This window comes from Aquamicrobium sp. YD-1-mutant5, from assembly GCF_059509755.1.
The window spans coordinates 425,590-450,939 of the sequence record NZ_JCAKKP010000004.1; the positions used below are offsets into that span (position 1 = coordinate 425,590).

26 protein-coding genes and 1 pseudogene are annotated in these 25,350 nt (G+C 62.4%); 14 read left to right on the plus strand and 13 right to left on the minus strand.

Annotated features, from left to right (window positions below; all coding sequences use genetic code 11):
* Positions 1-6 precede the first annotated feature (6 nt).
* Together AC5XE7_RS09670 and AC5XE7_RS09675 are read left to right on the plus strand one after the other, a co-directional pair.
* On the plus strand, positions 7-1,245 hold the full coding sequence (locus AC5XE7_RS09670) for a lytic murein transglycosylase (RefSeq protein ID WP_495365837.1): 1,239 nt from the start codon (positions 7-9) through the stop codon (positions 1,243-1,245).
* Between the two features lie 80 nt (positions 1,246-1,325).
* Complete coding sequence (locus tag AC5XE7_RS09675) at positions 1,326-2,960, plus strand: phosphoethanolamine transferase (RefSeq protein ID WP_495365838.1); 1,635 nt, start codon at positions 1,326-1,328, stop codon at positions 2,958-2,960.
* Here AC5XE7_RS09675 and AC5XE7_RS09680 read toward each other — a convergent pair.
* Positions 2,894-3,934 carry an LLM class flavin-dependent oxidoreductase gene (locus AC5XE7_RS09680; protein ID WP_495365840.1) on the minus strand — a complete coding sequence of 347 codons (1,041 nt, stop codon included), beginning with the start codon at positions 3,932-3,934 and terminating at the stop codon, positions 2,894-2,896. The two genes, AC5XE7_RS09675 and AC5XE7_RS09680, sit on opposite strands and share 67 nt — an antisense overlap.
* Positions 3,935-4,117: 183 nt before the next feature.
* Between AC5XE7_RS09680 and AC5XE7_RS09685 the strand changes: the two genes are divergently transcribed.
* The gene (locus AC5XE7_RS09685) at positions 4,118-4,513 is read left to right on the plus strand and encodes a DUF6481 family protein (RefSeq protein WP_239800421.1); all 396 of its coding nucleotides are present in this window, start codon (positions 4,118-4,120) and stop codon (positions 4,511-4,513) included.
* A gap of 721 nt (positions 4,514-5,234) precedes the next feature.
* Here AC5XE7_RS09685 and AC5XE7_RS09690 read toward each other — a convergent pair.
* On the minus strand, positions 5,235-6,473 hold the full coding sequence (locus AC5XE7_RS09690) for a DNA recombination protein RmuC (protein WP_495365842.1): 1,239 nt from the start codon (positions 6,471-6,473) through the stop codon (positions 5,235-5,237).
* A 102-nt stretch (positions 6,474-6,575) separates the two neighbouring features.
* Between AC5XE7_RS09690 and def the strand changes: the two genes are divergently transcribed.
* The 4 genes from def to truA are packed head-to-tail and all read left to right on the plus strand — an operon-like array spanning position 6,576 to position 9,324.
* Positions 6,576-7,106: a peptide deformylase gene (def, locus tag AC5XE7_RS09695; protein ID WP_287948154.1), complete on the plus strand. Its 531-nt coding sequence runs from the start codon at positions 6,576-6,578 to the stop codon at positions 7,104-7,106.
* A 4-nt stretch (positions 7,107-7,110) separates the two neighbouring features.
* Entirely contained in the window at positions 7,111-8,046 is a 936-nt protein-coding gene (gene fmt / locus AC5XE7_RS09700) for a methionyl-tRNA formyltransferase (protein WP_495365843.1), read from the plus strand.
* A 5-nt stretch (positions 8,047-8,051) separates the two neighbouring features.
* On the plus strand, positions 8,052-8,561 hold the full coding sequence (locus tag AC5XE7_RS09705) for a GNAT family N-acetyltransferase (protein WP_495365890.1): 510 nt from the start codon (positions 8,052-8,054) through the stop codon (positions 8,559-8,561).
* Between the two features lie 10 nt (positions 8,562-8,571).
* On the plus strand, positions 8,572-9,324 hold the full coding sequence (gene truA, locus AC5XE7_RS09710) for a tRNA pseudouridine(38-40) synthase TruA (RefSeq protein ID WP_495365844.1): 753 nt from the start codon (positions 8,572-8,574) through the stop codon (positions 9,322-9,324).
* 31 nt (positions 9,325-9,355) lie between these two features.
* Here the strand turns inward: truA and AC5XE7_RS09715 are convergent, their stop codons facing one another.
* The 5 genes from AC5XE7_RS09715 to dapD all read right to left on the minus strand — a co-directional run bounded on the left by AC5XE7_RS09715 (position 9,356) and on the right by dapD (position 12,840).
* Entirely contained in the window at positions 9,356-9,949 is a 594-nt protein-coding gene (locus AC5XE7_RS09715; protein WP_495365845.1) for a transporter, read from the minus strand.
* A 5-nt stretch (positions 9,950-9,954) separates the two neighbouring features.
* A complete protein-coding gene (gene dapE / locus AC5XE7_RS09720; protein ID WP_495365846.1) occupies positions 9,955-11,148 on the minus strand; it encodes a succinyl-diaminopimelate desuccinylase in 1,194 nt (397 codons plus the stop codon).
* Positions 11,149-11,187: 39 nt separating this feature from the next.
* Positions 11,188-11,559, minus strand: a complete 372-nt coding sequence (locus AC5XE7_RS09725) for a DUF805 domain-containing protein (RefSeq protein WP_239800429.1) — start codon at positions 11,557-11,559, stop codon at positions 11,188-11,190.
* Between the two features lie 73 nt (positions 11,560-11,632).
* Entirely contained in the window at positions 11,633-11,929 is a 297-nt protein-coding gene (locus AC5XE7_RS09730; protein WP_239800430.1) for a DUF4282 domain-containing protein, read from the minus strand.
* Positions 11,930-11,985: 56 nt separating this feature from the next.
* On the minus strand, positions 11,986-12,840 hold the full coding sequence (gene dapD, locus AC5XE7_RS09735; RefSeq protein ID WP_495365847.1) for a 2,3,4,5-tetrahydropyridine-2,6-dicarboxylate N-succinyltransferase: 855 nt from the start codon (positions 12,838-12,840) through the stop codon (positions 11,986-11,988).
* Positions 12,841-12,973: 133 nt separating this feature from the next.
* On the opposite strand from dapD, the gene AC5XE7_RS09740 reads away from it, so the two are divergent.
* The gene (locus AC5XE7_RS09740; protein ID WP_183831351.1) at positions 12,974-13,813 is read left to right on the plus strand and encodes an LOG family protein; all 840 of its coding nucleotides are present in this window, start codon (positions 12,974-12,976) and stop codon (positions 13,811-13,813) included.
* Positions 13,814-13,873: 60 nt separating this feature from the next.
* Here the strand turns inward: AC5XE7_RS09740 and AC5XE7_RS09745 are convergent.
* Together AC5XE7_RS09745 and AC5XE7_RS09750 are read right to left on the minus strand one after the other, a co-directional pair.
* Positions 13,874-14,209 (minus strand): annotated as a pseudogene (locus AC5XE7_RS09745) (DUF817 family protein); the annotation flags it as partial.
* Positions 14,196-14,900, minus strand: coding sequence for a pyrimidine 5'-nucleotidase (locus tag AC5XE7_RS09750; RefSeq protein ID WP_239800433.1), 705 nt, complete (start codon positions 14,898-14,900; stop codon positions 14,196-14,198). The gene AC5XE7_RS09750 and the pseudogene AC5XE7_RS09745, both read right to left, overlap by 14 nt.
* 159 nt (positions 14,901-15,059) lie before the next feature.
* On the opposite strand from AC5XE7_RS09750, the gene AC5XE7_RS09755 reads away from it, so the two are divergent.
* Entirely contained in the window at positions 15,060-15,827 is a 768-nt protein-coding gene (locus AC5XE7_RS09755) for a GGDEF domain-containing protein (protein WP_495365848.1), read from the plus strand.
* Positions 15,828-15,898: 71 nt separating this feature from the next.
* On the opposite strand, the gene argB is transcribed toward AC5XE7_RS09755, so the two are convergent.
* The 4 genes from argB to AC5XE7_RS09775 all read right to left on the minus strand — a co-directional run bounded on the left by argB (position 15,899) and on the right by AC5XE7_RS09775 (position 19,324).
* Positions 15,899-16,792 carry an acetylglutamate kinase gene (gene argB, locus AC5XE7_RS09760; protein ID WP_183826990.1) on the minus strand — a complete coding sequence of 298 codons (894 nt, stop codon included), beginning with the start codon at positions 16,790-16,792 and terminating at the stop codon, positions 15,899-15,901.
* Positions 16,793-16,884: 92 nt separating this feature from the next.
* Entirely contained in the window at positions 16,885-18,387 is a 1,503-nt protein-coding gene (locus tag AC5XE7_RS09765; protein WP_495365849.1) for an MFS transporter, read from the minus strand.
* 83 nt (positions 18,388-18,470) lie between these two features.
* Positions 18,471-19,031 (minus strand): TetR/AcrR family transcriptional regulator, encoded by a 561-nt coding sequence (locus AC5XE7_RS09770; RefSeq protein WP_495365850.1) that lies wholly within the window; start codon positions 19,029-19,031, stop codon positions 18,471-18,473.
* Between the two features lie 11 nt (positions 19,032-19,042).
* Positions 19,043-19,324 (minus strand): DUF2218 domain-containing protein, encoded by a 282-nt coding sequence (locus AC5XE7_RS09775; protein WP_280199349.1) that lies wholly within the window; start codon positions 19,322-19,324, stop codon positions 19,043-19,045.
* Positions 19,325-19,476: 152 nt separating this feature from the next.
* Between AC5XE7_RS09775 and AC5XE7_RS09780 the strand changes: the two genes are divergently transcribed.
* The 5 genes from AC5XE7_RS09780 (at position 19,477) to AC5XE7_RS09800 (ending at position 25,322) form a co-directional block, all read left to right on the plus strand.
* Entirely contained in the window at positions 19,477-20,151 is a 675-nt protein-coding gene (locus AC5XE7_RS09780; RefSeq protein WP_239800437.1) for a Crp/Fnr family transcriptional regulator, read from the plus strand.
* 320 nt (positions 20,152-20,471) lie between these two features.
* Positions 20,472-22,421 carry an AMP-dependent synthetase/ligase gene (locus AC5XE7_RS09785; RefSeq protein ID WP_246374504.1) on the plus strand — a complete coding sequence of 650 codons (1,950 nt, stop codon included), beginning with the start codon at positions 20,472-20,474 and terminating at the stop codon, positions 22,419-22,421.
* Entirely contained in the window at positions 22,418-23,209 is a 792-nt protein-coding gene (locus tag AC5XE7_RS09790) for an ABC transporter ATP-binding protein (RefSeq protein WP_183827005.1), read from the plus strand. Before AC5XE7_RS09785 ends, AC5XE7_RS09790 begins: the two co-directional genes overlap by 4 nt.
* A 57-nt stretch (positions 23,210-23,266) precedes the next feature.
* Complete coding sequence (locus AC5XE7_RS09795) at positions 23,267-24,241, plus strand: branched-chain amino acid ABC transporter permease (protein WP_183827008.1); 975 nt, start codon at positions 23,267-23,269, stop codon at positions 24,239-24,241.
* 4 nt (positions 24,242-24,245) lie between these two features.
* The gene (locus AC5XE7_RS09800) at positions 24,246-25,322 is read left to right on the plus strand and encodes a branched-chain amino acid ABC transporter permease (RefSeq protein ID WP_183827011.1); all 1,077 of its coding nucleotides are present in this window, start codon (positions 24,246-24,248) and stop codon (positions 25,320-25,322) included.
* Positions 25,323-25,350: the final 28 nt, after the last annotated feature.

Genomic DNA, 25,350 nt, shown 5'->3' on the forward strand with positions numbered 1-25,350 from the left:
TTTCCCATGAAGCGTCGCATCATCTCCCTTTGTGCCGGTGTTGTAGCGGCCCTGCTGTGCGCCACCGCAGTTTCCGCCGCACCCGTGGATGACCAGTTCCGCGCCTGGCTGGCGAACGATCTGTGGCCCGAGGCGAAGGCCAAGGGCATATCGAAGAAGACGTTCGACGCTGCATTTGCCGGCATCAGTCCCAATCTCAAGCTGCCCGATCTGGTGATGCCGGGTGAAAAGCCGAAGACGCCGAAGACCCAGCATCAGGCCGAGTTCGGGGCGCCCGGCGCCTATTTCGCCGAAAAGACCGTGGGTGGGGTGACCGCGGGCGGTCGCGCCCGTGCTGACACCCATGCCCGCACGCTGGCCGCCGTCGAGCAGCGCTTCGGCGTTCCGGGTCCGGTGGTGCTGGCCATATGGGGCCGCGAGTCCGGTTTCGGTGCTGCCCGCATGCCTTACGATGCCTTCGAGGTGCTGGGCACCAAGGCGTTCATGGCCACCCGCAAGGATATGTTCCGCAAGGAGGTGCTGGCGGCCCTTGCCATGGTCGAGCGTGGCGCTGTGGGCCGCGCGGCGATGAAATCCTCATGGGCCGGTGCGCTTGGCCAGCCGCAGTTCCTGCCGTCGTCCTTCCTCGAACATGCGGTGGACATGGACGGCGATGGCCGCGCCGACATCTGGAACTCGGTGCCGGATACGCTGGGCTCCATCGCCAACTATCTCGTGCACCACGGATGGCAGAAGGGACGCGACTGGGGCTTCGAGGTCGTCGTGCCCGACAATGTGTCCTGCGCTCTGGAGGGACCGGACATCGGCAGGCCGATCGCGAAATGGGCCGATATGGGCATCCGCCGGGTCAACGGCAAACCGTTCCCGGCGCATGAAGCGAAGGCCGAGGGTTTTCTCCTGATGCCCGCCGGCCGCAATGGTCCGGCCTTCATCGTCACTCCCAATTTTTATGTCCTCAAGGACTACAATATGAGCGACCTCTATGCGCTGTTCATCGGCCATGCCGGCGATCGCATCGCTTATGGCGACAAGGGGTTTGCCGGCCGCTGGGGATCGGTGGACAAGCTCTACCGCTCCGACATCGCCGGCCTGCAGCGCGCGCTGGAACAGAAGGGTTACGATGTCGGCGGGGCCGATGGATTACCCGGCTTCAAGACGCGGCGTTCCATCGGCGACTGGCAGGCGAAGAATGGCCGTGCCGCCACCTGTTTTCCCGATGCCGGGCTGGTGCGCGCCCTGAAGTGACGCGGGCGTGATTGCGGCCATAACAGAGCCACAATCCGGGTCGCCAGAAGAGGGCAGAGGATAATCCCGCGAGCCCGCCCATGCGTTTCAGACGCCCTGTCATCAGCAGCACCGCGCTTTCGGTTCTGGTGGCCATTTACGTTCTCTTCCTGACCAACGCCACTTACTGGAGCCGTATCAGCGCCCGCTTTGCTGACGAGCCGCTCAATCTGGTGCTGCTGAATGCGGCGGTTCTGCTCGTCTACGTCGTTTTCCTGACCATCTTTTCCGCACCCTATGTGATCAGGCCCATGTTCATCATGTTGGTGATGATTGCGGCGGCGGTATCCTATTATACCGACAGGTTCGGCACGATCATGGATCGCGACATGATCCAGAACGTCGTTCAGACCACTCTGCCGGAATCGAGCAACCTGATCACGGGGCAGATGGTTCTGCATATGCTGCTTTTCGGGGTGCTGCCCAGCCTGTTGATCGCATGGGTGGGCATAAGGCACCGGCCGTTCTGGCAGAAGGTCAGGGTCAACACGGCGGTCTGTATTGGGCTGGTGGCGCTCGCGGCCCTGCTGATCGGGAGCAACCTGCGCGCCTTCATTCCCTTCTGGCAACATGACCGGCACGAAACCATGGCCTATCTCAATCCGGCTATGGCGCTGGTCGGTGCGGTTGACTATGCCCAGCGCCAACTGCGCGACCTCAACATTGAGGCGCAGCCCTATGGCCGCGACGCGCGGATGGGGCCAAGGGTGGCGCAGGGATCGGGAAAGCGGCTTCTGGTTCTGGTGGTTGGTGAAACTGCCCGTGCGCAGAATTTCAGCCTCACAGGCTATGGCCGCGAAACCAACCCGATGCTGGCGGCCCGCGATGTCATCGCCTTCACCAATGTCACCAGCTGCGCCACGGCGACGGCCATTTCCATGCCCTGCATGTTTTCCCATCTCGGCCGCGACAACTATTCGCGGCGCGCCTTTCTCGGTTCCGAGAATCTGGCCGATGTGCTCCGGCATGCGGGGCTTAAGGTCGAATGGTGGGAAAACAACACGGGGCCGAAAAACGTCGCTGATCGCATCCCCGTCGAGATGGTTGCCAACACACCCGATCCGGCCTTGTGTGCGGGCGGGGAATGTCTCGATCAGGTCCTCATCGACCGTCTGCGCGAGCGGCTTGTGACCTATGATGGCAATGGGGTTCTGATACTTCATGTCATGGGCAGCCACGGCCCGGCCTACTTCCGGCGCTACCCGCCGGAATTCGAGCGGTTCAAACCCGTCTGCCGCACTTCGGAACTGAACGATTGCTCATCGCAGGAACTGCTGAACGCTTATGACAACACCATTCTCTATACGGACTACATTCTGGCGTCGGTGATCGACCTGCTGAAGCAGCGCGATGATCTGGAAACGGCCATGTATTACATGTCCGACCATGGCGAATCGCTCGGCGAGAACGGCCTCTATCTGCACGGCGCGCCCTACATGTTCGCGCCCGAAGAGCAGAAGCGGATACCCTTCATCGCATGGTTTTCAGACAGCTTCGCCCGTCGGGACGGGCTGGATGCCGCCTGTCTGCGCGCGCGTGCGGGCGAAGAGCTGTCGCATGACAACATGTTCGATACGGTGCTTGGCCTGATGGATGTTCAGACCGATATCTACAATCCCGCGCTGGACGCTTTCGCGGCGTGCCGTTCGCCGGCCACATCATCTGTCATGCCGTGAACGGAAGCCAGAATCTCGAACGAGCGGACGCGCGCCGCATGGTCGAATATCTGCGCCGTCACCATCAGCTCGTCCGCGCCTGTGCGGCGGATGAAGGCATCGAGCCCAAGCCTGACCTTTTCGGGCGAGCCGACAATGGCGCAGGAGAGCGCATTGTTGAGCATGGCGTTTTCCTGTGCGCCGATGCGGGCCGTGTAGTTTTCCACCGGCGCCGGCAGCTTGCCCGGCCGCCCGCTGCGCAGATTGACGAAAGCCTGCTGGAGCGATGAGAACAGGTAGCGCGCTTCGTCGTCGGTTGGTGCGGCCACGACATTGAGGCCGAGCATGACATGCGGCTTCTGCAGGTGTTCGGAAGGCTCGAAGCGCGAGCGGTAAAGCTCCAGCGCGCGTTCCATTTCGGCGGGCGCGAAGTGCGAGGCGAAGGCGTAGGGCAGGCCGAGCATCGCTGCGAGCTGGGCGCCGTAGAGGCTGGAGCCGAGGATCCAGACCGGCACCTTTTCGCCTTCGCCGGGAATGGCGCGCACCCGCTGGCCTTCCCTGACGGGATCGAAATAGGCCATCAGTTCCACCACATCGCGCGGGAAATTGTCGACCGAGGCGTCGAGATTGCGGCGCAGCGCCTGAGCGGTCAGCATGTCGGTGCCGGGTGCGCGGCCAAGCCCCAGATCGATGCGGCCCGGATGCAGCGCCGACAGCGTGCCGAACTGCTCCGCAATGATCAGCGGTGCGTGGTTGGGCAGCATGATGCCACCGGCTCCCACCCGAATCGTGCTCGTGCCTGCCGCGACATGGCCGATCACCACCGCAGTGGCGGCACTGGCGATACCGGGCATGTTGTGATGCTCCGCCAGCCAGTAGCGCCTGTAGCCCAGCCTTTCGGCATGGCGGGCAAGGTCTAGCGTGTTGGTGAGCGATTGCGCGACCGTGCCGCCGTCGGTAACAGGCGCGAGGTCAAGGACGGAGAGTGATGTCATCTCGGGTTCCCATATCATGTGCCGTCGGATATAGGGAGCGTGCCTGCGCATCGCAAATGTGCCAGACAGGTGTCGTCGCAGTGCAACATGCCGGGAATTCATGGCAGACATGCCGTTTTGGCGCTTGAAGTCTGGCGCTTGGCCCGTATGTAAGGCACGCGAACCGATTTCAGGGAAGTAAAGTTGGCTATCTACAGGGAAAAAGACATTTTCGAGCGGCGCAATGCCGCAAATGATGCAAAGAAGGCTCTTCTTGAGCGTTTCAAGCAACGTCCGGCGGAAGATGATCCGCGTGTACTGGCTCGCAAGGCCGAGCGTGAGGCAATTCTCGCCGCCCGTGCCGAGCGCGAGGCCGAGAAGGCCAAGCTGAAGCAGGAAAAGATGGCCCGTGAGGCCGCTGCCCGCGCCGAGGCCGAGCGTATCGCGGCTGAGGAAGCGCGCGTTCGTGAAGCTCAGGAAGCTGAAAGGGTCGCAGCAGAGCTGGCGCTCGAAGCCGAGCGCAAGGCGAAGCGCGACGCGCGCTACGCTGCCCGCAAGACCCGTGGCGGCCGCGTGCCTCCCGGGTTCACCGGCCGCTGATCAGACAGCAGAACGAAATTGAAAAGGCCGGCCCTGCAAAAGGGCCGGCCTTTTTGTATGCCTTCAGCTGGCCAGTTTCGGGCCGACGATGCTGCAAACGCTCGGGCCGATGCATGCCGTTTGGGCTTCTGTTTCTGGCTTGACGAAAAGCGAGATGTGGCCCAGCGCGATGCCCACTGTGCCGATCTCTGTCCGGCATAGCCGGTAGCGACGGGGATATGCTTTAACTCTGGCCCGGGAAGCACGGCTCAACCGATCATGGAAAGCGCGGTGTGAACCGTTGGCAGCGGTGTTGTGAAGCCGTCGGCTTGTTTTGTAGAACCCTTCCCGTGTCGAAGAAACCGGCAAGAATGAGCAGGAGCCGGCTCATGGAAAGCTCCGTCTGATGACGGGGTGCCCAAACCGGCTGCCCGGATATCAGGTGCGGTTCGCCTCGCCGCGGGAGTGGACAAAACTGCTCGCTTCGCCGTTCAGACCGCGGCTTGCTCCAGCTGTGCCGCGCTTAAAGCGGTATGCCCTGAAAGCCGTGTGGCCATCTCGCACACGGACAAGGAAAGTGTTTCGGTTCTGTCAGATCAAGGCGGGAATGCGCGCTGCTGAAGGGCGCAGGCAAGAGCCTGAAGCGCTCCGCGATCACGCGGAATCGGGCGCCATGCTTCCGGATCTCCATCTTCACGCATGCCATTCCCAAACCTGCCCGCAACCGTTTTGGCCACATGCTTCAGTCGGCATCCTCCACGATGCGTAGTCGCAGTTGTCCGGTTCTGGATGTGGCCGCAGGGGCACTTGCGGCCTCGTCGGCACCGGAGCCGGTCTGTCCCGCATTGCTGCTCAGTTCGAGCGCCTCGATCTTCTGTCCGCGCTTCGTCACTTTGGAGGCTGAGACGAGGATTTCATCTATGTCCCGGGTGGCCTGACCGAAATGCGTCTGCAACCGGCGCACGCGCTCATCCAGCCGCGCGACGTCCTCCATCAGGCGGATCACCTCGCCCTGAATGACATGGGCCTGCTCGCGCATGCGCGCATCCTTGAGGATCGCCTGTATGACCTGGATCGACAGCATCAGCAGCGATGGCGAGACGATGACGATGCGGGAGCGGTGGGCGCGCTGCACGAGCGCCTCGAAATTCTCGTGAATTTCGGCGAACACCGATTCGGAGGGCACGAACATGAAGGCCGTGTCCTGTGTCTCGCCCTGAATGAGATATTTACCGGCAATGTCACGGATGTGGATTTCGACGTCGCGCCGGAAGGCCTGTGCCGCGGCCTTCTGCGCCTCCGGCGTTTCGGCCGCGCGAATGGCGTTCCACGCCTCCAGCGGAAACTTGGCGTCGATCACCAGCGAGGGCGCGTCGTTCGGCATCCTGACAAGGCAGTCCGGCCGGTTGCCGTTTGAAAGCGTGGCCTGAAACTCATAGGTGCCCATAGGCAGCCCGTCGGCGACGATGGCCTCCATGCGCGACTGGCCGAAGGCGCCGCGCGTCTGCTTGTTGGAAAGGATCGCCTGAAGCTGCACGACCTGCCCGGCCAGCGCCTGTATGTTACCCTGCGCACTGTCGATGGTGGCCAGCCGTTCCTGTAGCCGCGAAAGGTTTTCGTGCGTGGTGCGGGTCTGTTCGCTGATGGTCTGGCCGAGCCGCCCGCTCATGGCATCGAGCCGCTGGCTGATCGATTGCGTCAGTTCCGCCTGCCTCGTGCCGAATACTTCGGCGATGGCGCCCATGCGGCCCTGCATCTCGGCCTGGCTGCGCAGGATTTCCACCATCCGCGCCTCCGCATCGCGGGCGTTTTCTGCCGCTTCCGACACGGCAATGGCCCGGGCCCGGGAAAACCGCAACAGCGCGACGATCATCGCCACCGACAGGCACAGGAATGCAACGGCGCAGAAGGCCAGCACCTGACCAAGCGTGATCGTGGTGGCGCCAAGCTGGATGATGGTTTGAGAAAAGATGTCGCTCATGCCGGCATGATAACAGAATTGCTCCTCTTCACCAGATCAAAACGTGAACAAGCATTGACCTTCACGGTTGACGGCGCATTGGCGAGGTCTTAGGTGAGCAGGATGACGATCAAGCCGCTCATCATCCTTCCCGATCCCTTGCTGCGTCAGGTGTCCAAACCGGTCGAGCGCGTCGACGATTCGCTGCGCAGGCTGGCCGACGACATGCTGGAAACCATGTATGACGCCCCCGGCATCGGCCTCGCCGCCATCCAGATCGGGCTGCCGATGCGGTTGCTGGTCATCGACCTCGCCAAGGAGGATGACGAACCGGCGCCGCATGTCTTCGTCAATCCCGAAATCCTGGAAAGCAGCGACGAGCGCTCCGTCTACGAAGAGGGTTGCCTGTCGATCCCCGAATATTACGCGGAGGTCGAGCGCCCCGCATCGGTGCGGGTGAAATATGTCGACCGGGACGGCAGGGAGCAGGAGATCAAGGCCGAAGGGCTGATGGCGACCTGCCTTCAGCATGAGATCGACCATCTCAACGGCGTGCTGTTCATCGACCACATTTCAAAGCTCAAGCGCGATATGGTGATGCGCAAGTTCCGCAAGCTGGCGCGTGACAAGCCGGCTCCGAAGCTCGTAGGCTGAAACCATGGCTTTGCGCGTCGTCTTCATGGGCACGCCGGAGTTTTCGGTGCCCACGCTCCGCGCTGTTGCCGAAGCAGGCCACCAGATCGTCGCCGTCTATACCCAGCCGCCGCGCGCGGCGGGTCGGCGCGGGCTGGAACTCACGCCTTCGCCAGTCCAGCGCGAAGCCGAAAGGCTCGGCATTCCCGTTTTCACGCCGCTTTCGCTCAAGTCCGCAGATGAGCAGGACGCCTTTCGCGCACTGAATGCCGATGTGTCGGTCGTCGTCGCCTATGGCCTGCTTCTGCCGCGCGCCATTCTGGAAGCGCCGCGCTTCGGCTGCCTCAACGGCCACGCCTCGCTTCTGCCGCGTTGGCGCGGCGCCGCCCCCATCCAGCGTGCCATCATGGCAGGTGACACCGAAACCGGCGTCATGGTCATGCGCATGGAGGAGGGGCTGGATACGGGCCCCGTCGCCCTGACCCGCAAGGTTGCCATCGGCGCGGACATGACCGGCGGTGAACTGCACGATGCGATGATGCCGGTCAGTGCGGAACTGATGGTGGAGGCGCTGGCGAAGCTTGAAGCCGGCACGCTCGGCTTCGTGCCGCAACCTGAGGAAGGCGCGCTCTACGCCAGAAAAATCGACAAGGCCGAAACCCGGATCGACTGGAGCCGCCCGGCACCTGAGGTCCACAACCACATTCGTGGCCTGTCGCCGTTTCCGGGAAGCTGGTGCGAGTTCGGAGCGGGCGGCAGGCCGGAACGGCTGAAGCTGTTGCGCTCGACGCTGGCTGAGGGAGCAGGCGAGCCGGGCACCGTGCTCGACGATGCGCTCGCCATCGCCTGCGGCACCGGCGCGGTGCGGCTTGCCGAAGTGCAGCGGGCGGGCTCGCGCGCCGTTTCCGCCGGCGAATTCCTGCGTGGGGCGCGGCTGGACGTCGGAACCAGGCTCTCATGAGCATGATCCGCCCCATCACGGTTCGCCCGGCCGTTCCCGAAGATCGGGCAGCCATTCGTATTGTCGAGGCAAGGGCATTCGGCCGCGATGACGAAGCCGATCTGGTCGAGGCCCTCGTTGCCGCCGGTGATGATGTGCTTGAACTGATCGCAGAACAGGATGGGCGGATCGTCGGCCATGTTCTGTTCACGCGTCTGAAGGTCAGGGGCGCGGCTCAGGACATCAGCGGCGTGGCGCTCGCGCCGCTGGCCGTCCTGCCGGAATTCCGGAAAGCCGGCATCGGCAGCGCTCTGGTCGAAGAAGCGCACAGGCTTTTGCAGGGACGCGGCGAAACGCTTGCCGTGGTGCTCGGTGATCCCGCCTATTACCGGCGCTTCGGCTACAGCCACACGCGCGCGGCCGCTTTCGACAGCGTGTTCCAGTGCGCGGAGCTGATGGCGCTGGCATGGGGCGATGCCCCATTTGAAGGCCGGCTTGTCTATGCGCCTGCCTTCGGCGCCGAAGCGGCCGGCTGAGGGCATCGCCATGCCACGCTATCGTCTCGATCTCGAATATGACGGCAGGCCCTATGCCGGCTGGCAGCGGCAGGCCGATCACCCTTCGGTGCAGCAGGCGATAGAAGAGGCGATCTTCAGGCTCAGCGGCGAAAAGGTGTCGATCGGCGGTGCTGGCCGTACCGATGCCGGCGTTCATGCCACCGCGCAGGTCGCGCATGTCGACCTGACGAAGGAGCGGCGGGCGGATACGGTGCGCGATGCGCTCAATGCGCATCTGCAGCAGGCTGGTGAGCGGGTGGCCATTCTGCGGGCGCAGATGGTAAGCGACGATTTCGACGCGCGCTTTTCCGCGCTCGGGCGGCATTATCTCTATCGCATCTCGAACCGCCGCGCCCCGCCCGCGCTGGAGAAGGGCAAGGTGTGGTGGGTGCCGAAACTGCTCGACACGGATGCCATGCACGAGGCCGCCAGAGAGCTTCTCGGCAGGCACGACTTCACCACCTTCCGATCCGTGCAATGTCAGGCCAACAGCCCCGTTCGCACGCTCGACCGGCTGGACGTTACGCGTCTCGGCGACGAGATAGAGATACGGGCCTCCGCCCGCTCCTTCCTGCACAATCAGGTGCGTTCCATGGTCGGTTCGCTTAAGCGCGTCGGCGATGGCGGCTGGACGGCCGCCGACCTCAGGGCGGCGCTGGAGGCGAAAAATCGCGCTGCCTGCGGGCAGGTGGCGCCGGCCGACGGGCTTTATCTGATCGGCGTCGATTATCCTGAAAGCTGAAAGTCAGGCAAAGCCCGGGCAGCGACCGGATTCAGGTCGGTATCTCGATGCCCAGCAATGCCTGAAGGGTGAATATGACGATCAGCGAGGCAACGAACATGCCCGCAAATACAGCGGAGCCGACCGCAGCTCCCTTGCCAATGGCGGCGTTGGTCATCCGCCAGCTCAACACCATGGCGATGATGAACAGCAGCAACGCTGCCAGCATGAGCGTATCGACCGCACGAGGCATGAAAAGCTTCAGAAGAGTGCCGGGCAGCTGCAGCCATGCGATGATGGCCGACGCCCAGTTGCTGGCCACCACATAGTGCACGAAGCGGTTGCCGATGCCGGCATAAGGCGCCACCAGAGCCAGGCCCACCAGAGGCAGGACCCAGCTTCCCAGGTCGACCATGGCCAATCGTATCGCCATTGAAAAACGGGCTGAAACGGAAAGCGGGTCGGCAATGTCGTTTGCCACTGCAACCCAGCCGATGATCAGGGCCGGAGCGGCAACCAGCAGAGCCTGAAAAGAGTTCCAGAACCCTTCCGCCGACAGGTCGAGCAGCCGCAACCCATCCGGCTTGCCCCTCATGAGGCGCCAGGCACCGGCAAGCGATCTCTGAATTTCGTCTGCCGGCAGCATGATCTTCAGTGCTCTCCGAACCAGTTTCCGATGAACTGCCTGTATATGCGCGTCAGCGTTTCCAGATCGGCCAGCGGCACCCGCTCATCGACCATATGCATGGTCTGCCCGACAAGGCCAAATTCGACGACCGGGCAGTAATCCTTGATGAAGCGCGCATCCGAGGTGCCGCCGGAGGTAGACAGGGCAGGGCGGTTTGCAGTGACGCTCTCGACCGAGCGGGCAAGCGTGCCGATCAGCTTCTCGTCATGAGTGAGAAAGACATGGCTTGGATTGTCGCGCCACACCAGCTCGAACTCGACGGGTTCCTTGCGGCCCTTGCGATATTTGCGGCGGCGGCTGGCTGCATCGAGGCGATTGTGGATTTCCGCCTGCAGGCTTTCGACGCTCCAGTTATCGTTGAAGCGCACGTTGAAGGCAGCCGTCGCGCGCTGGGGGATGACGTTGGTCGCCGCGTTCCCGACATCGACCGAGGTGACTTCCAGATTGGTGGACTGGAAGCGTTCGGTGCCGGTGTCGAATTCGGGGGACAGCAATGCATCGACAAGCGTCATCAGCCCGCGCACCGGATTGTCGGCAAGATGCGGATAGGCGGCATGGCCCTGCCGTCCCAGAACGGTCAGCGTCGCCGACAGGGAGCCCCGCCGGCCGACTTTGATCATATCGCCCAGCCGGTCGGGGTTCGTCGGCTCGCCGACGATACAGGCATCCCATGTCTCGCCTTTTGCGGCAGCCCATTGCAGCAGCTTGACGGTGCCGTTGATGGCGGGGCCTTCCTCGTCTCCGGTGATCAGCAGCGAGACCTTGCCGCTCGGCGCATTTCCATCTGCGATGGAGCGCGCGAGCGCGGCGATGAAACAGGCGATGCCGCCCTTCATGTCGACGGCGCCGCGCCCATACATCTCGCCATTGGCGATATGGGCGGCAAAGGGCGGATGCGACCATGCGCTCTCATCGCCGACGGGCACGACGTCGGTGTGCCCCGCAAACATCAGGTGGGGCCCTTCGCCGGTCTGGCTGGCATAAAGATTTTCAATGTCGGGCGTGGCGCTTTCGGAAAACACCGGCCGTTCCACGGTGAAGCCGAGTGGCTCCAGCATTTCCTGAAGTGCGGCCAGCGCTCCGCCTTCCGCCGGGGTGACGGAGGGGCAGCGAAGCAGGGCGGCGAGATTTTCAGCGGGATCGACAGGAAGCTTCATGGCGCCAGCCATAATGTATTTTATACCGAAGTGGAATGATCAGGCAGGCGAGTCCGGATATCGGCCATATCGGTTGGGACCGGGCTGGCCCGGAAACAGGCACAGCACCAGAAAGACCACGAGCGATATCACCGGCACGAACAGAATGAGGGCCGCGAGGCCCGGCTTGTCGAGGTCGTGCAGCCGCTTCACCGCAAGCGCTATATTGGACCAGAGAGAGGCAACAAAGGCGATGAGAGCCAGCATGGACCACATCACGCTTTCGGGAGAGCCTTCCGGAGAGAGCAGGAAGCGGTAGAGCGGAAAAGCCTGCACAACCGCAACCAGCAACCCGCCGAGAAAAAAGGCAGCCCGGCCGACACGCCCGGAGACGCTGAAGAAGAGCCAGATGAATTTCTGTTTTTCAGGCACTGCCTACCATTCTGTGGCTGGTGGAGGGGTTTCCCCTCCACAGGGTCCGGATACCGTCCGAGGTTTTGAGGTATCAGATGCGCTGCTGAGGATCGCCGCTGCGACGGGCAAGGCTGTCGCGGATCTGGCCGAGACGATCATACATGCCGAAGATGACGATGTAGAGCTCGCACAGCACGCGCCACATCAGCAGCCCGAGCACGGCCGTGACCAGATACATCAGACCCTGGAACAACATGCCGTTGAACAATGCGAAGAGAAAGCCGCCAAGGCCGCTCAGAATGCCGACGACGATGCCGATCCAGTAAACAATCTTGATGACGGTGGTCGTCACCAGCTTTTCAAACCCGAAAAGGTCGCTGAACTGCATTTTTATCTCCTGATGATGTGCAAATAATACCAGAATTTGGAGGGCAAAGCCCTGTGTCAGTCGCGCAGCAGTTCGTTGATCGAGGTCTTCGAACGGGTCTTCTCATCGACGCGCTTGACGATCACCGCGCAGTAAAGGCCCGGACCCGGCTCGCCATTGGGCAGCGGCTTGCCCGGCATCGTGCCGGCCACGACCACCGAATAGGGCGGAACTTCGCCATAGAACACCTCGCCGGTGGCGCGGTCGACGATCTTCGTCGACTTGCCGATGAACACGCCCATGCCGAGCACGGAACCTTCGCGCACAATGCAGCCCTCGACCACTTCCGAACGCGCGCCGATGAAGCAGTTGTCCTCGATGATGGTGGGGCCTGCCTGCATCGGCTCCAGCACGCCGCCAATGCCGACGCCGCCCGAAAGATGCACATTCCTGCCGATCTGCGCGCAGGAGCCGACTGTCGCCCATGTGTCCACCATGGTGCCGGCGTCGACATAGGCGCCGAGATTGACGAAGGACGGCATCAAAATGACGCCGGGCGCCACATAGGCGGAGCGGCGCACCACGCAGTTGGGCACGGCGCGGAAGCCTGCCTTCTCGAAATCGATCGCGCCCCAGCCGTCGAACTTGGAGGGAACCTTGTCCCACCATGTCGATTCGCCCGGACCGCCTCTGACGATCTCCATCGGGTTGAGGCGGAAGGAAAGCAGCACGGCCTTTTTGAGCCATTGATTGACGTGCCAGGAGCCGTCGGTCTGCTTTTCGGCGACACGCGCATCGCCGCTATCGAGAAGGCGCAGCGCTGTTTCCACCGCGTCTCGAACCTCGCCGCGTGTCGAGATCGATATGCTTTCGCGATCTTCAAAAGCCTGATCTATGGTCTTTTCGAGGTTTGCCAGATCGGGCTTCGGCATCTATTGCTCCTGCACGCGCTTTGAAGGGGTTGTTCTTAACCGGTTGGAAAGCCGGGCGGACCCTATTTGAAGGTATGAAGAGGGTCAATTGCGGTGGTGCTCAGAAACTGCCGGCATTTTGGGAAATCGGATGATGAATCCAGAAGAAAAGACAGGCTGGACGCCTCTGCCGCACTCAGACGAGGATCTGGAACGGATGCGCAGCGTCCCGGATACGCCCCAGACCCGCGCGGCGACCTATCGTCTTGCCTGGGACGACGAGGATTTCATGACGCGGCGCGAACTGCGGCCGGTGCGTCTTCAGCTCGAACTGCTCAAGCCTGAAATGATTCTGGCCGAGCGCGGCATCCGCTCGACGGTGATTCTCTTCGGCGGCGCGCGCCTGCCTGAACCGGGCGGCGAGGCATGGGCGGCCAAGAACGAGACGCAGAAGCGCAATCTCGAACTCAACAGTGTCTATTATGACGAGGCCCGCAAGTTCGCGCGCCTGTGCTCGCAGCATTCGGCGGCCACCTACTATCGCGAATTCGTGGTGGTGACGGGCGGCGGGCCGGGCGTGATGGAAGCCGGCAACCGCGGCGCCGACGATGTCGGCGCGCCTTCGATCGGGCTCAACATCGTTCTGCCGCATGAGCAGGCGCCAAATCCCTATGTGACGCCGGAGCTGTGCTTCAACTTCCACTACTTCGCGATCCGCAAGATGCATTTCGTCATGCGGGCAAAGGCCGTCGCGGTCTTCCCCGGCGGCTTTGGAACCATGGACGAATTCTTCGAGACCCTGACGCTGATCCAGACCGGCCGCATGGAGCGTGTGCCGGTCATCCTCTTCGGCAAGGACTTCTGGCACAAAGCCATCGACCTCGAATTCCTCGCCGAGCAGGGCACGATCAGCCCCGGCGATCAGGACATCATCGATTTCGTGGATACGGCCGACGAAGCCTGGGAGATCATCAGGAAATTCTACAGGCTTTGAGGCCTTACGTCATTTCCTTCATATCGGCGACGGCGGGGCTCTCCCGCCGGTCTTCCGCAACGTGCCAACGACGTGGAAGATGAGAATGACCTTGGCCTCTTCCCATGCTTCGAGCCTGAAGATCAGCATCGCGAGCTGGATGAGGATGGCGGACAGGAACAGGAAATCGTAGCGGGTGACGAGCCCGGTATCCCCGTCGGGCCACAGCCAGCGGGTCAGGATCAGCAATCCCAGCATCGCACCGCCGAAAAGGCAGGCCCAGGCCTGTTTCAGCCCGAACACGAGAAATTCAACGAGTGCGTCGCTGATGCGATGACGCGGCAGGCCGGCGAGGAAGCGATGCGCCGCCGCGTCGATGCGTTTCTCAAGACCCGTGAAATGCCTATCTGGCTGCAATTATTTTTTCCAGAAAGCCGGCCAGATCATCGGTGACATAGTCGACGTCGTCTTCGTGATCCGGGTCGCTTTCCCATATTTCGGAGAAGGTCGGCTCGAAATTGTTGGGCACGACGAGAACCGTGGTCATGCCCATCTGCTTCGGCACGGCCAGATTGCGGGCGATGTCCTCGAACATCACGGCATTGTCGCCGATCACGGAGTGCAGCGAGGTAAATTTCTCGTAGGTCCTGACATCCGGCTTGGGGGTCAGGTCGGCGGCGATGATGTCGAATATGTCGTCGAAATGGTCAAGAATGCCGAGCTGGCGCGCGGCGCGCTCCGCATGCGTGCGGTCTCCGTTGGTGAAGATGAAGCGGCGGCCCGGCAACTGATGGATGGCTGCGCCCAGAACCGGATCCGGCACGAGCCACGAATAGTCGATGTCGTGGACCTTCATGAGGAAGTCGTCGGGATCGATGTTGTAGCGCTTCATCAGCCCGTTGAGCGTGGTGCCGTGTTCCCGGTAGAGTTCCTTCTGAAGCACACGCGCGTCTTCGCGCGACAATGTCAGCAGTTCCGATACATAGGATGTCATCCGCACATCGATCTGCGAGAACAGATTGGTGTGGTGCGGATAGAGCGTGTTGTCGAGGTCGAACACCCAGTCGGTGACGTGGGCAAATCTGGAAGCGTCTGGAATCTGTGTCATGATCGGCCTTATGGCATAAAATCCAATTGCTGGGTGTATATTCATCAACCGTTCAGGCACGATGAAGTCCATACACGAACTGGTGGGGCAAATTTTTGCCAGCTTGGAAATCTGAAGTTCAGAACTTGTTGCCATAAGACCGGCAATCGAGGGGTGGGTATGCGTCGTGTAATCTTCAAGGGCTTTTGCGTAGCGGTCGCCTCGGCGGGCGGCTCCGTCCTTGTTGCCGCGCTGGTGCTGTCGTTTTTCGACGCCACCGTCGGCAGCCTGGGCCTTTTGATGTGCATCGTGTGTCCTCTCGTCATCGCCTGGCCGGCGAGTGCCCACATGTTCTGGCAGAACGAGAAGCTTCAGGCGGCCCATCGCGATCTGTCGCGCGCACATGCCCAGCTTGCCGCGGCGCATCGGCGTCTGGCGGAGAAGGCGCGCCATGATGACATGACCGGCATGCTCAACCGCGAAAGCTTCTTCGGCGTTCTGGAGCGCTCGCGCCGGAAGACCGACTCCGGCGCCCTGCTGATCATCGATGCCGACCATTTCAAGTCGGTCAACGACCGGTTCGGCCATCTGGCCGGCGATGAGGCGCTGCTCCAGATCGTGGCTGCCCTGCGCGGCGGCGTGCGCAGCGGCGACGTGCTTGGCCGCATCGGCGGCGAAGAATTCGCGGCTTTTCTCGTGGGGGCGAACGCTGAAGAAGCAACCCGCGTTGCCGAGCGTATTCGCCAGCAGGTGGAGATGATTCGCTTCCGCGTCGAAGGCGACCGGATCATTCCGCTCACCGTCTCCATCGGAGGCACCGTCTGCGTGCCGGGTGCAAGCGTTTCGGAAATGATGCGCGCGGCAGACCGGCGGCTCTACGAAGCCAAGAACCGGGGCCGCAATCTGGTGATCTTCGGCTCCGACAAGAAGGACACCGAGGCGGCCTGAAAGCACCGCATGGTGCCTGAAAGAAAAAACGCCACCTGAAACAATTCCGGTGGCGTTTCCCAAAAAAGCTGTCAGGGCACGATCAGCGTGCCCGCGCCATGTTCTGTGAACAGTTCGAGCAACACGGAATGGGCTGTCTTGCCATTGAGGATGACCACGCCTTCCACGCCACGCTCGATCGCCTCGATGCAGGTTTCCACCTTGGGGATCATGCCGCCGGAAATGGTGCCGTCGGCGATCAGCTTGCGTGCCTGTGACACGGTCAGTTCGTCGATCAGCTTCTTGTCCTTGTCGAGCACGCCGGGCACGTCGGTCAGGAACAGAAGGCGGGTGGCGTTGAGCGCGCCCGCGATGGCGCCGGCGAAGGTATCGGCGTTGATGTTGTAGGTGTGGCCGTCACGGCCGGGCGCGACCGGGGCGATCACCGGGATCATTTCCGAGCGGGCCAGAAGGTCGAGCAGGGTGCGGTCGACTTCCACCGGCTCGCCGACAAAGCCCAGATCCAGTACGCGCTCGATGTTGGAATCGGGATCCTTCACGGTCTTGCGCGCCTTCTGGGCGAATACCATGTTGCCGTCCTTGCCGCACAGGCCGATGGCCCATTCGCCTTCGGCGTTGATGAGGGCGACGATCTCCTTGTTGATCGAGCCGGCCAGAACCATCTCGACGATCTCGACCGTCTTCTGGTCGGTGACGCGCAGGCCCCCCTCGAATTTGGATTCGATGCCCATGCGCTCCAGCATGGAGCCGATCTGCGGACCGCCGCCATGCACGACGATCGGGTTGACGCCCGACTGCTTGAGCAGGGCGATGTCGCGGGCGAAGGCGCGGCCGAGCTCGATGTTGCCCATGGCATGGCCGCCATATTTCACCACCACGGTCTTGTTTTCGTAGCGCTGCATGTAAGGCAGCGCCCGCGAAAGAAGCGCTGCCTGCATTTCGGCGTTGGCGTCCGGTTCCGTCATTCGTCCAGTTCCCATGGCTTGAAGGGTCGGCGCGTCTTAGCTGGAAACCGGGGCGCGGGCAAATGTCATGAACGGCGATCGCTGCCGTTTTCTCAGGCTTTGCCCGAGGACGGAGCGGCCTCCTCGCCCTGCCGGCGCGCCATCAGGGCAATGCCCAGTGCAAGGGCTGCGACCAGCGCCGCTGCCAGCCCATAGGCCACCAGCGCGCCCGTGTCGAAGGCGGCGCGGGCCGCATCCGTCAGCCGTGCAGCGGCGTCCGTCGGCAAGGTTTCGGCTGCAAGCAGCGCCTGATCGATGCTGTCGCGCACGAGCGAACCCGGCGCGATCTCCGCAGGGGTCGTCAGCGTGAGGCTGTAAATCGCCGCCACCAGGCTGCCAAGTATGGCGACCCCCAGCGTGCCCCCCAGCTCATAGGCAACCGATTCGACGGAGCCTGCCATGCCGGCGCGGTTCTCCGGGGCGTTGATCATGATGGCGGTGGAGGCCGCCGACATGGCACCGCCGGCGCCGAGCCCCAGCAGGGCCAGCACCGCCGCCTGCCACAGGAAGGGGGCGTCTGCCGACAAGGCCAGAAGCAACAGGCCCAGCGCCGTCATGGACATGGTTGCGGCCAGCATGCGCTCCATGCCGACCCGCATGAGCACGGACCCGGCGAGGGGGCCGGCCACGATGGCGGCAACAGCGATCGGCAGCAGGAACAGGCCTGCCTGCAAAGGCGAATAACCGCGTGAGAGCTGCAATTGCTGGCTGAACACGAATTCCACGCCCATCAGCGCAAGGCTGGCGATGAGCGCGGCCGCGGTGCCGGCGGCAAAGCGCCGGTTGCGAAACAGCGTGAAGTCGATCAGCGGGGAAGGCAGCCCAAGCTGGCGCCGGCAGAACAGCCAGCCGAACAGCAGGCCTATGCCGGCAGCGGCGAGCGCCTGCACAAAATCGGCGTCGGGCTTCATGGCTTCCTTCAGCCCATAGATCAGGCCGACCAGCGCGACGGTCACCAGCGCCGAGGTCCACAGATCCCAGTGGCGTTCCGGGTCGCCGGGGTAATCCGGCACATAGCGGCGGGCCAGCACCAGCGCGACCAGCACCACCGGCACGTTGATGAGAAACACCGATCCCCACCAGAACCAGCCAAGCAATGCGCCGCCGATCAGCGGACCGATGGCCGCGGCACCCGAGGCGATCGAGCCCCATATGCCGATGGCGATGGCGCGTTCGCTGTCCTCCTGAAAGGTAAGGCGCAGCAGGGAGATCGTCGCTGGCATCATCATTGCCGCGCCGATGGCGAGCAGGGAACGCGCCGCGATCAGCAGCCCGGCGGTCGGTGCGAAGGCAGCCATCAGCGAGGCCGCGCCGAACACCACCAGCCCCCACATGAAGACGCGGCGATGGCCGATGCGGTCGCCGAGCGTGCCGAAGCCCGGCAGTAGTCCTGCCATCACCAGCGAATAGGCGTTGATCATCCACAGTTTCTGGGAATTCGTCGCGTCGAGATCATGCACCACGCGCGGCAGCGCCGTGTGCAACACCGTCATGTCGATGCTGATCATAAAAAGCGCACTGGAGACGATAGCCAGCACGATCCACCTGGAAGACATAGGAACACCTGAAGCGTCGGTTTGAATAATTCAATACGTATGTATTTATAAGACGCCTGAATCCATTCCGAATCTGGCGGAAATCAGGCATCCTTTTGTAAATTTGTCAGCATGCTGTCGATTTCGTTCTCCAGTCCCTTCCAGGCTGCATCGGTGAAGGTCATAAATCCAAAGCCGCGCATCATGAATGCGCCTTCCACTGCCATCAGTGCCGTAAGCAGGCGTCGGTGATCTTCGCGGGCAAAATCGAGACCATCGAGGCGCGCAGTACATTCCCTGCGATAGCGTTCCATCTGCTCGGGTGACTGCATGAGAACCGCCATCATGACGGCAGAGCGATCAAGGGAGGCCTGATCGTATTCCTCCTGCTGGATGATCTTTATCTGGGCGCGTAGTATGGTGGCATGGTCGGTGCTGCCGCCGGTCATGGCGGCCACCTGCGCGTCGTAGTCCTCGCTCCAGCGATCATACATGGCGGCGAGGAGATGCTCCTTGGTGGCGAAGCTGTATTGAACACCGCCATTGGTGATGCCCGCTGCGCGGGCAAGGGCCGCCACGGTCAGCGCTGCGGCACCGCGCTCGCGAACGATGGCCTCGGCGAGGTCGAGCAGCCTGTCACGATCGATTTTCTTGCGGCGGGACATGGCAGATCCCGTCAGGACCAGTTGAATTCGAGCGTCTCGCGGAAGGCGTAGCGCACGATATGGGCTTCCACCACCCGGTTGAGCTCGGGCAGGCGCTCTGCATCGTCGGCTTCGATCCGGACATCCAGTTTGTCGGGGCTGGCGGTCAGCGTGATAACTTCACCCTCGGCGAATTTGATACGTCCTTGCTGCGGATCGAAATTCACCTCGAAGCGATGGGACCAGTGCTTGCACAATTGCTGCAGGTAGCGGCTGCCATTCTCAGTGGCGACGATTGCGCTGGATACCGGCATGGTGAACCTTTCTTATTTTGATCGGCAAACTCAGATTTTCATTCCATACGTACGTAATGCATTTTGCACATGCTTCAATGACTTTCGGCCAAGGTGACTATTGCCGCGGGGCCGTGATACGCACATGTTCTGCATAACGGTCGGGAGCGTGAATGATCAGCGAGGAGCAATTTCTGACGTCGGTGTTCTGGGCGCGTGAACTGCCGCCCGACGAGCAGGAGCGGGCACGGCGCGGCATCACCTTTCGCGCCATCGAATCAGGCCGCTATTTCATTCATCGCGGCGACCGCATCGACAACTGGATCGGCGTCGTCAGCGGCCTTCTTCGGCTGGGTTCGATCACCACCTCCGGCAAGGCCGTGACCTATGCCGGCCTGCCGCCGAGCTGCTGGTTCGGGGAGGGCTCCCTGCTCAAGGACGAGCCGCGCCAGTATGACGTTCTGGCACTCCGCCGCACGCAACTTGCCCTGCTCAATCGGGCCACCTTTTTCTGGCTGTACGAGAACAGCGTCGCCTTCGACCGGCTTCTGGTGCGCCTCATCAACGAGCGGCTCGGCCAGTTCATCGCGCAGGTCGAGCATGACCGCACACTTGATTCGGCTGGCCGTGTGGCGCGCAGTCTGGCGTCGCTGTTCAACCCGGTGATCAGCCCCTTCATGGGCACGCAGATCGAGATCAGCCAGGAAGAAATCGGCCTGCTGGCGGGCGTGTCGCGACCGGTCGCCAACCGTGTTTTGCAGGAACTGGAAAAAGCCGGCCTGCTGCGCAGCGAGGGCGGCACGGTAACGATACTGAAGCTGGAAGAGCTGCGCTTCTACGGCGAATAATCCATCGCCTTCAAGGAGTTATGTGACCAGCTTGTTCATCGGAGCCGCAAAAGTCACACATATCTCCGTTAGAATACATTCAACAATGCGTTCTGTCTGTCAAGGCGGCAGTTGAAAAACTGCGTCTGTGCTTGCAAGCTCTGTTCAACAGTCGGGATCAGCACCCGCGACAAGGCATCGGGTCGAAGGAGGAGCCGCTTTTCGGTTTCGTCCGTTGCTTCGTCAAAGTGCTGGAACGTCCTTCATGCACTCATCAGGCTGAAGGGCGGTCCGGCAGGACATCAGGAGGAGTTGCCTTGGCACCAGGGAGTGAGATGCCAATGCCCGATACGTTTGCCAAGCTCTTGTGCGAGCACGCTCGTGTGCGGCCTGACCGCCCGGCGATGCGTCACAAGGATCTGGGTATCTGGCACACATGGACATGGCGCGAAATGGCCGAAGCCATCCGCGCCTATGCGGCGGGACTGCGCAATCTCGGTCTTGAGCGCGGAGCGACGGTTGCCGTGATCGGCGAGAACCGGCCGGCCATGTACTGGACCATCCTTGCAGCCCAGTGGCTGGGCGCCATTCCGGTGCCGGTCTATGCCGATGCCGTTGCAGACGAGATGGCCTATGTCCTCGACCATGCCGAAGTCGGCTTCGCCGTGGTGCAGGACCAGGAGCAGGTCGACAAGATCCTGACGATCCAGGAGCAGGTGCCGAAGCTGCGCGTCGTGCTCTATGACGAGCCGCGCGGGCTGCGCGATTATGATCACAGCCGCCTTCACGCCGTTGCCGACATCATCGAAAAGGGACGGAAGCTGCTGGCCTCCGATGCGCAGTTTGCCGCTGCCATCGATGCCGAGCGCGATCGCGGCAGCGCCGATGACATCTCCATCATTCTCTACACCTCCGGCACCACCGGGCGTTCCAAGGGCGTGCTCCTGTCGGCCGGCCGCTCCATCGCTGCCGCGCGCGATACGGTGACGTTCGACAAGCTCACGGATCGCGACGAGGTTCTGGCCTACCTGCCGCTGGCCTGGGTGGGCGACCACTATCTCAACTATGCGCAGTCGCTGGTGTCGGGTTTCTGTGTCGCCTGTCCTGAAAGCCGCGAGACGGTGGAAACGAACCTTCAGGAGATCGGGCCGAGCTTCTACTTCGCACCGCCGCGCGTGTTCGAGGCGCTGCTGACCCGCGTCACCATCCGCATGGAAGATGCCGGCGCGCTGAAGCGGCGCATGTTCAACTATTTCATCGGTTTTGCCCGGCGCTGGGGCGAGAAGATTCTCGATGGCGAAAAAGTGCCGTTTACCGCACGCCTCGGTTACGGGCTCGGCAATCTGCTGGTCTATGCGCCGCTGAAGAACGTGCTCGGCTTTTCCCGCATCCGCGTGGCCTACACGGCAGGCGAGGCGATCGGTCCCGACCTCTTTTCCTTCTACCGCTCGCTCGGCATCAATCTGAAGCAGCTTTACGGCCAGACCGAAGCCTTCCTCTATGTGACCGCCCATCCGGACGGCCATATCCGCGTCGGCACGGTGGGACCGGCGACGCCGAATGTGGAAATCCGCATCAACGAGGATGGCGAGGTTCTGTATCGTTCGCCCGGCCAGTTCATCGGCTATTACAAGGACGATGAGCGCACTGCCGAAACCGTGACCGAGGACGGCTATGTGCGCACCGGCGATGCCGGCTTCTTCGACGAGGACGGCCATCTCACCATCATCGACCGCGCCAAGGATGTGGGGCGTCTGCGCTCTGGCGCGATGTTCGCGCCGAAATACATCGAGAACAAGCTGAAGTTCTTCCCGAACATCAAGGAAGCCGTGGCTTTCGGGCAGGACAGCGACTTCGTCACCTGCATGCTCAACATCGACCTGACGGCGGTGGGCAACTGGGCCGAGCGCAACAACATTCCCTATGCCTCCTATCAGGAGCTGGCGCAGCGCCCCGAGGTCTACGCCATCTGCGCGGGACATGTGGAGGAGGTGAACCGCTCGCTGGCCACCGAGCCGCGCATGGCCGCCGCCCAGATCCGCCGTTTCCTCATTCTGCACAAGGAGCTGGACGCCGACGACGGCGAGATGACGCGCACCCAGAAGGTGCGGCGCGGCTTCATCGCCGAGCGCTACAAGCCGCTGGTCGATGCGCTCTACAACGGCGCCGAAGCCGCCGACATCTCGACGGAAGTGACCTTCGAGGACGGCCGCAAGGGCGTGATCTCGGCGCGGGTGAAGATTGCCGATGCCGCGACCGTCGAAACCGGCACGCTGGAGGCCGCGGCATGAGCAGCACCACCAACGCCAAGGGGGAAACCCTGCTTGCCGTGGACGGCGTGTCGCTCGCCTTTGGTGGCGTCAAGGCGATCACCGATGTCTCGTTCGATATTCGCAAAGGTGAAATCCGCGCCATCATCGGTCCCAACGGCGCCGGCAAGACCTCGATGCTCAACGTGATCAACGGCTTCTATCATCCGCAGCAGGGCCGCATCACCTACAAGGGCCAGACCCGTTCGCGCATGCGCCCCTATCAGGCCGCCAGCCAGGGCATTGCCCGCACCTTCCAGAACGTCGCGCTGTTTCGCGGCATGTCGACGCTTGACAACATCATGGTCGGGCGCACGCTGCGCATGCATCGCGGCCTGTTCTGGCAGATGCTGCGCTTCGGCCCGGCGATGCGCGAGGAGATCGACCATCGCCGCCATGTCGAGGACATCATCGACTTCCTGCAGATCGAGGCGATCCGCAAGACGCCGGTGGGCAAGCTGCCCTACGGTTTGCAGAAGCGCGTGGAGCTTGGCCGGGCGCTCGCCATGGAGCCGGAACTGCTGCTGCTCGACGAGCCGATGGCCGGCATGAACATGGAGGAGAAGGAGGACATGTGCCGCTACATCCTCGATCTCAACCGGCATTTCGGCACCACCATCGCCCTTATCGAGCACGACATCGGCGTGGTCATGGATCTGTCCGACCGGGTGGTGGTTCTGGAATACGGACACAAGATTGCAGACGGAACGCCTGAGGAGGTGAAGGCGGATCCGAAGGTCATCGACGCCTATCTGGGCGTCGGACACTGAAACGCGAGGATACGCCACGCCGTTCGTGACGGCGCTGTCGTCGATCAGGGAGGATCGATGCTCTACAATATATTCATCGACCCGTTCGTGCAGATGGTGCAGATGCCCGATCTGCTCGTGCAGACCCTGTGGGAGGGGCTGGTCTCGGGTGTGCTCTATGCGCTGATCGCGCTGGGCTTCGTGCTGATCTTCAAGGCATCCGGCGTCTTCAATTTCGCGCAGGGCATCATGGTGGTGTTTTCCGCACTTACCCTTGTCGGCTTCTACGCGAAATTCTCCTCATGGGGCTTTTCCGGCCACGCCGCCGCCTTCCTCGCGCTGCTTCTGGCGGCCGGCGTCATGCTGGTGCTGGCCATGCTGGTCGAGCGCGTGGTGCTGCGCCCGCTGGTCAACCAGCCGGACATCATCCTGTTCATGGCTACCTTCGGCATCACCTATGTGCTGATAGGCTTCGGCGAGATCGTGTTCGGCGGCGACCCCAAGCAGATGATCGCCAATGAATTGTTCCTGCCCAGCGGTTCCGTCGATATCGAGATGCTGGGCGGTCTGGTGAGCCTGCAGAAGATCGACATCGCCGCCGCCGTCATCGCCTCGCTGATGATCGTGGGACTGGCGCTGTTCTTCCAGAAAACGCGCATCGGCCGTGCCTTGCGTGCCGTCGCCGACAGCCACAAGGCAGCGCTTTCGGTCGGCATTTCGCTCAACCAGATCTGGGTGATCGTGTGGTTCGCTGCCGGCCTTGTCGCGCTGGTGACCGGCATCATGTGGGGGGCGCGCTCGGACGTCTCCTTCGCGCTGGAGATCGTGGCGCTGAAGGCGCTGCCGGTTCTCGTGCTCGGCGGTTTCACCTCGGTGCCCGGCGCCATCGTCGGCGGGCTCATCATCGGCATCGGCGAGAAGCTCGGCGAGTTCTACTGGGGCCCGCTGCTCGGCGGCGGCATCGAGAGCTGGCTCGCCTATGTGATCGCCCTGGTGTTCCTGCTGTACCGGCCGCAGGGCCTGTTCGGCGACAAGATAATCGAACGGATCTGACACGATGTTCTATCGCGAAACCGGCCAGTTCAAGCAAAGCTACGCGGCAGACTCCGCAGTCTTCCCGATCCTTCAGGACCGCTACGGCCTCGCCATCATCATGGCCATCGCCTTTGTCCTGATCCCCATGTTCGGCAGCGAGTTCCTGCTCGCTTCGGTGATGATCCCGTTCCTGATCCTGTCCCTCGGAGCCATCGGGCTGAACATCCTCGTCGGCTATACGGGGCTTTTGTCGCTCGGCACGGCCGGCTTCATGGGCGTGGGCGCCTATGCCACCTACAAGCTTTCCACGCTGTTTCCGCAGGTGAACATTCTGGTGTGGATCCTGTGCTCGGGCTTCTTTTCGGCCGGCATCGGCGTGCTGTTCGGCCTGCCGTCGCTGCGCATCAAGGGGTTCTATCTCGCCGTCGCCACGCTTGCCGCGCAATTCTTCCTGCAATGGTGCTTCGTGCGCGTGGCCTGGCTCTACAATTACAACCCGTCGGGCGCCATCGAGGTGTCGGGCCGCACCCTGTTCGGCATCGCCATCACCGGGCCGATGGCCACGCCGGTCAACCGCTATTACGTGGTGCTGGGCGTCGTGGTGGTGATGACGCTGATTGCCTCCAACATCGTCCATGGACGCATCGGGCGCACATGGATGGCCGTGCGCGACATGGACATTGCCGCACAGCTCATGGGCATCCGTCTGCTGCCCGCCAAGCTGCTCGCCTTCGCCGTCTCGTCCTTCTACTGCGGCGTGGCGGGGGCGCTGATGGTGTTCCTGTGGCTGAGTGCTGCGGAGCCATCCGCATTCGACATCAAGCTGTCGTTCCTGCTGCTGTTCATGGTCATCATCGGTGGTCTGGGCTCCCTGATCGGCTCCTTCATGGGCGCTGCGCTGATCCACATATTGCCGATCGTCATCCGCGCGCTGCCGGAATCGCTGGGGTTGCCGGTGGCTGCGGCCACTGTCGAGCACCTGACCTATCTGATCGTCGGCGGGCTCATCATCTTCTTCCTCATCGTCGAGCCGCACGGACTGGCCCGGCTCTGGCAGATAACAAAACAGAAGCTTCGCGTGTGGCCGTTCCCTTACTGAGGGGCGGTGCACGTGGTGGGAGTGGAAA

Bases quoted from the DNA above. Each gene is read 5' to 3' on its own strand.
- dapD (WP_495365847.1), bottom strand. From the start codon at position 12,840: ATGCCGAAGCCCGATCTGGCAAACCTCGAAAAGACCATAGATCAGGCT.
- AC5XE7_RS09785 (WP_246374504.1), top strand. From the start codon at position 20,472: ATGCCCGATACGTTTGCCAAGCTCTTGTGCGAGCACGCTCGTGTGCGG.
- AC5XE7_RS09790 (WP_183827005.1), top strand. From the start codon at position 22,418: ATGAGCAGCACCACCAACGCCAAGGGGGAAACCCTGCTTGCCGTGGAC.
- AC5XE7_RS09715 (WP_495365845.1), bottom strand. From the start codon at position 9,949: ATGCTGCCGGCAGACGAAATTCAGAGATCGCTTGCCGGTGCCTGGCGC.
- AC5XE7_RS09750 (WP_239800433.1), bottom strand. From the start codon at position 14,900: ATGACACAGATTCCAGACGCTTCCAGATTTGCCCACGTCACCGACTGG.
- AC5XE7_RS09770 (WP_495365850.1), bottom strand. From the start codon at position 19,031: ATGTCCCGCCGCAAGAAAATCGATCGTGACAGGCTGCTCGACCTCGCC.
- AC5XE7_RS09800 (WP_183827011.1), top strand. From the start codon at position 24,246: ATGTTCTATCGCGAAACCGGCCAGTTCAAGCAAAGCTACGCGGCAGAC.
- truA (WP_495365844.1), top strand. From the start codon at position 8,572: ATGCCACGCTATCGTCTCGATCTCGAATATGACGGCAGGCCCTATGCC.
- dapE (WP_495365846.1), bottom strand. From the start codon at position 11,148: ATGAAGCTTCCTGTCGATCCCGCTGAAAATCTCGCCGCCCTGCTTCGC.
- AC5XE7_RS09680 (WP_495365840.1), bottom strand. From the start codon at position 3,934: ATGACATCACTCTCCGTCCTTGACCTCGCGCCTGTTACCGACGGCGGC.
- AC5XE7_RS09780 (WP_239800437.1), top strand. From the start codon at position 19,477: ATGATCAGCGAGGAGCAATTTCTGACGTCGGTGTTCTGGGCGCGTGAA.
- AC5XE7_RS09690 (WP_495365842.1), bottom strand. From the start codon at position 6,473: ATGAGCGACATCTTTTCTCAAACCATCATCCAGCTTGGCGCCACCACG.
- AC5XE7_RS09740 (WP_183831351.1), top strand. From the start codon at position 12,974: ATGAATCCAGAAGAAAAGACAGGCTGGACGCCTCTGCCGCACTCAGAC.
- AC5XE7_RS09675 (WP_495365838.1), top strand. From the start codon at position 1,326: ATGCGTTTCAGACGCCCTGTCATCAGCAGCACCGCGCTTTCGGTTCTG.
- AC5XE7_RS09765 (WP_495365849.1), bottom strand. From the start codon at position 18,387: ATGTCTTCCAGGTGGATCGTGCTGGCTATCGTCTCCAGTGCGCTTTTT.
- AC5XE7_RS09730 (WP_239800430.1), bottom strand. From the start codon at position 11,929: ATGCAGTTCAGCGACCTTTTCGGGTTTGAAAAGCTGGTGACGACCACC.
- AC5XE7_RS09670 (WP_495365837.1), top strand. From the start codon at position 7: ATGAAGCGTCGCATCATCTCCCTTTGTGCCGGTGTTGTAGCGGCCCTG.
- AC5XE7_RS09755 (WP_495365848.1), top strand. From the start codon at position 15,060: ATGCGTCGTGTAATCTTCAAGGGCTTTTGCGTAGCGGTCGCCTCGGCG.
- AC5XE7_RS09775 (WP_280199349.1), bottom strand. From the start codon at position 19,324: ATGCCGGTATCCAGCGCAATCGTCGCCACTGAGAATGGCAGCCGCTAC.
- argB (WP_183826990.1), bottom strand. From the start codon at position 16,792: ATGACGGAACCGGACGCCAACGCCGAAATGCAGGCAGCGCTTCTTTCG.
- def (WP_287948154.1), top strand. From the start codon at position 6,576: ATGACGATCAAGCCGCTCATCATCCTTCCCGATCCCTTGCTGCGTCAG.
- AC5XE7_RS09795 (WP_183827008.1), top strand. From the start codon at position 23,267: ATGCTCTACAATATATTCATCGACCCGTTCGTGCAGATGGTGCAGATG.
- fmt (WP_495365843.1), top strand. From the start codon at position 7,111: ATGGCTTTGCGCGTCGTCTTCATGGGCACGCCGGAGTTTTCGGTGCCC.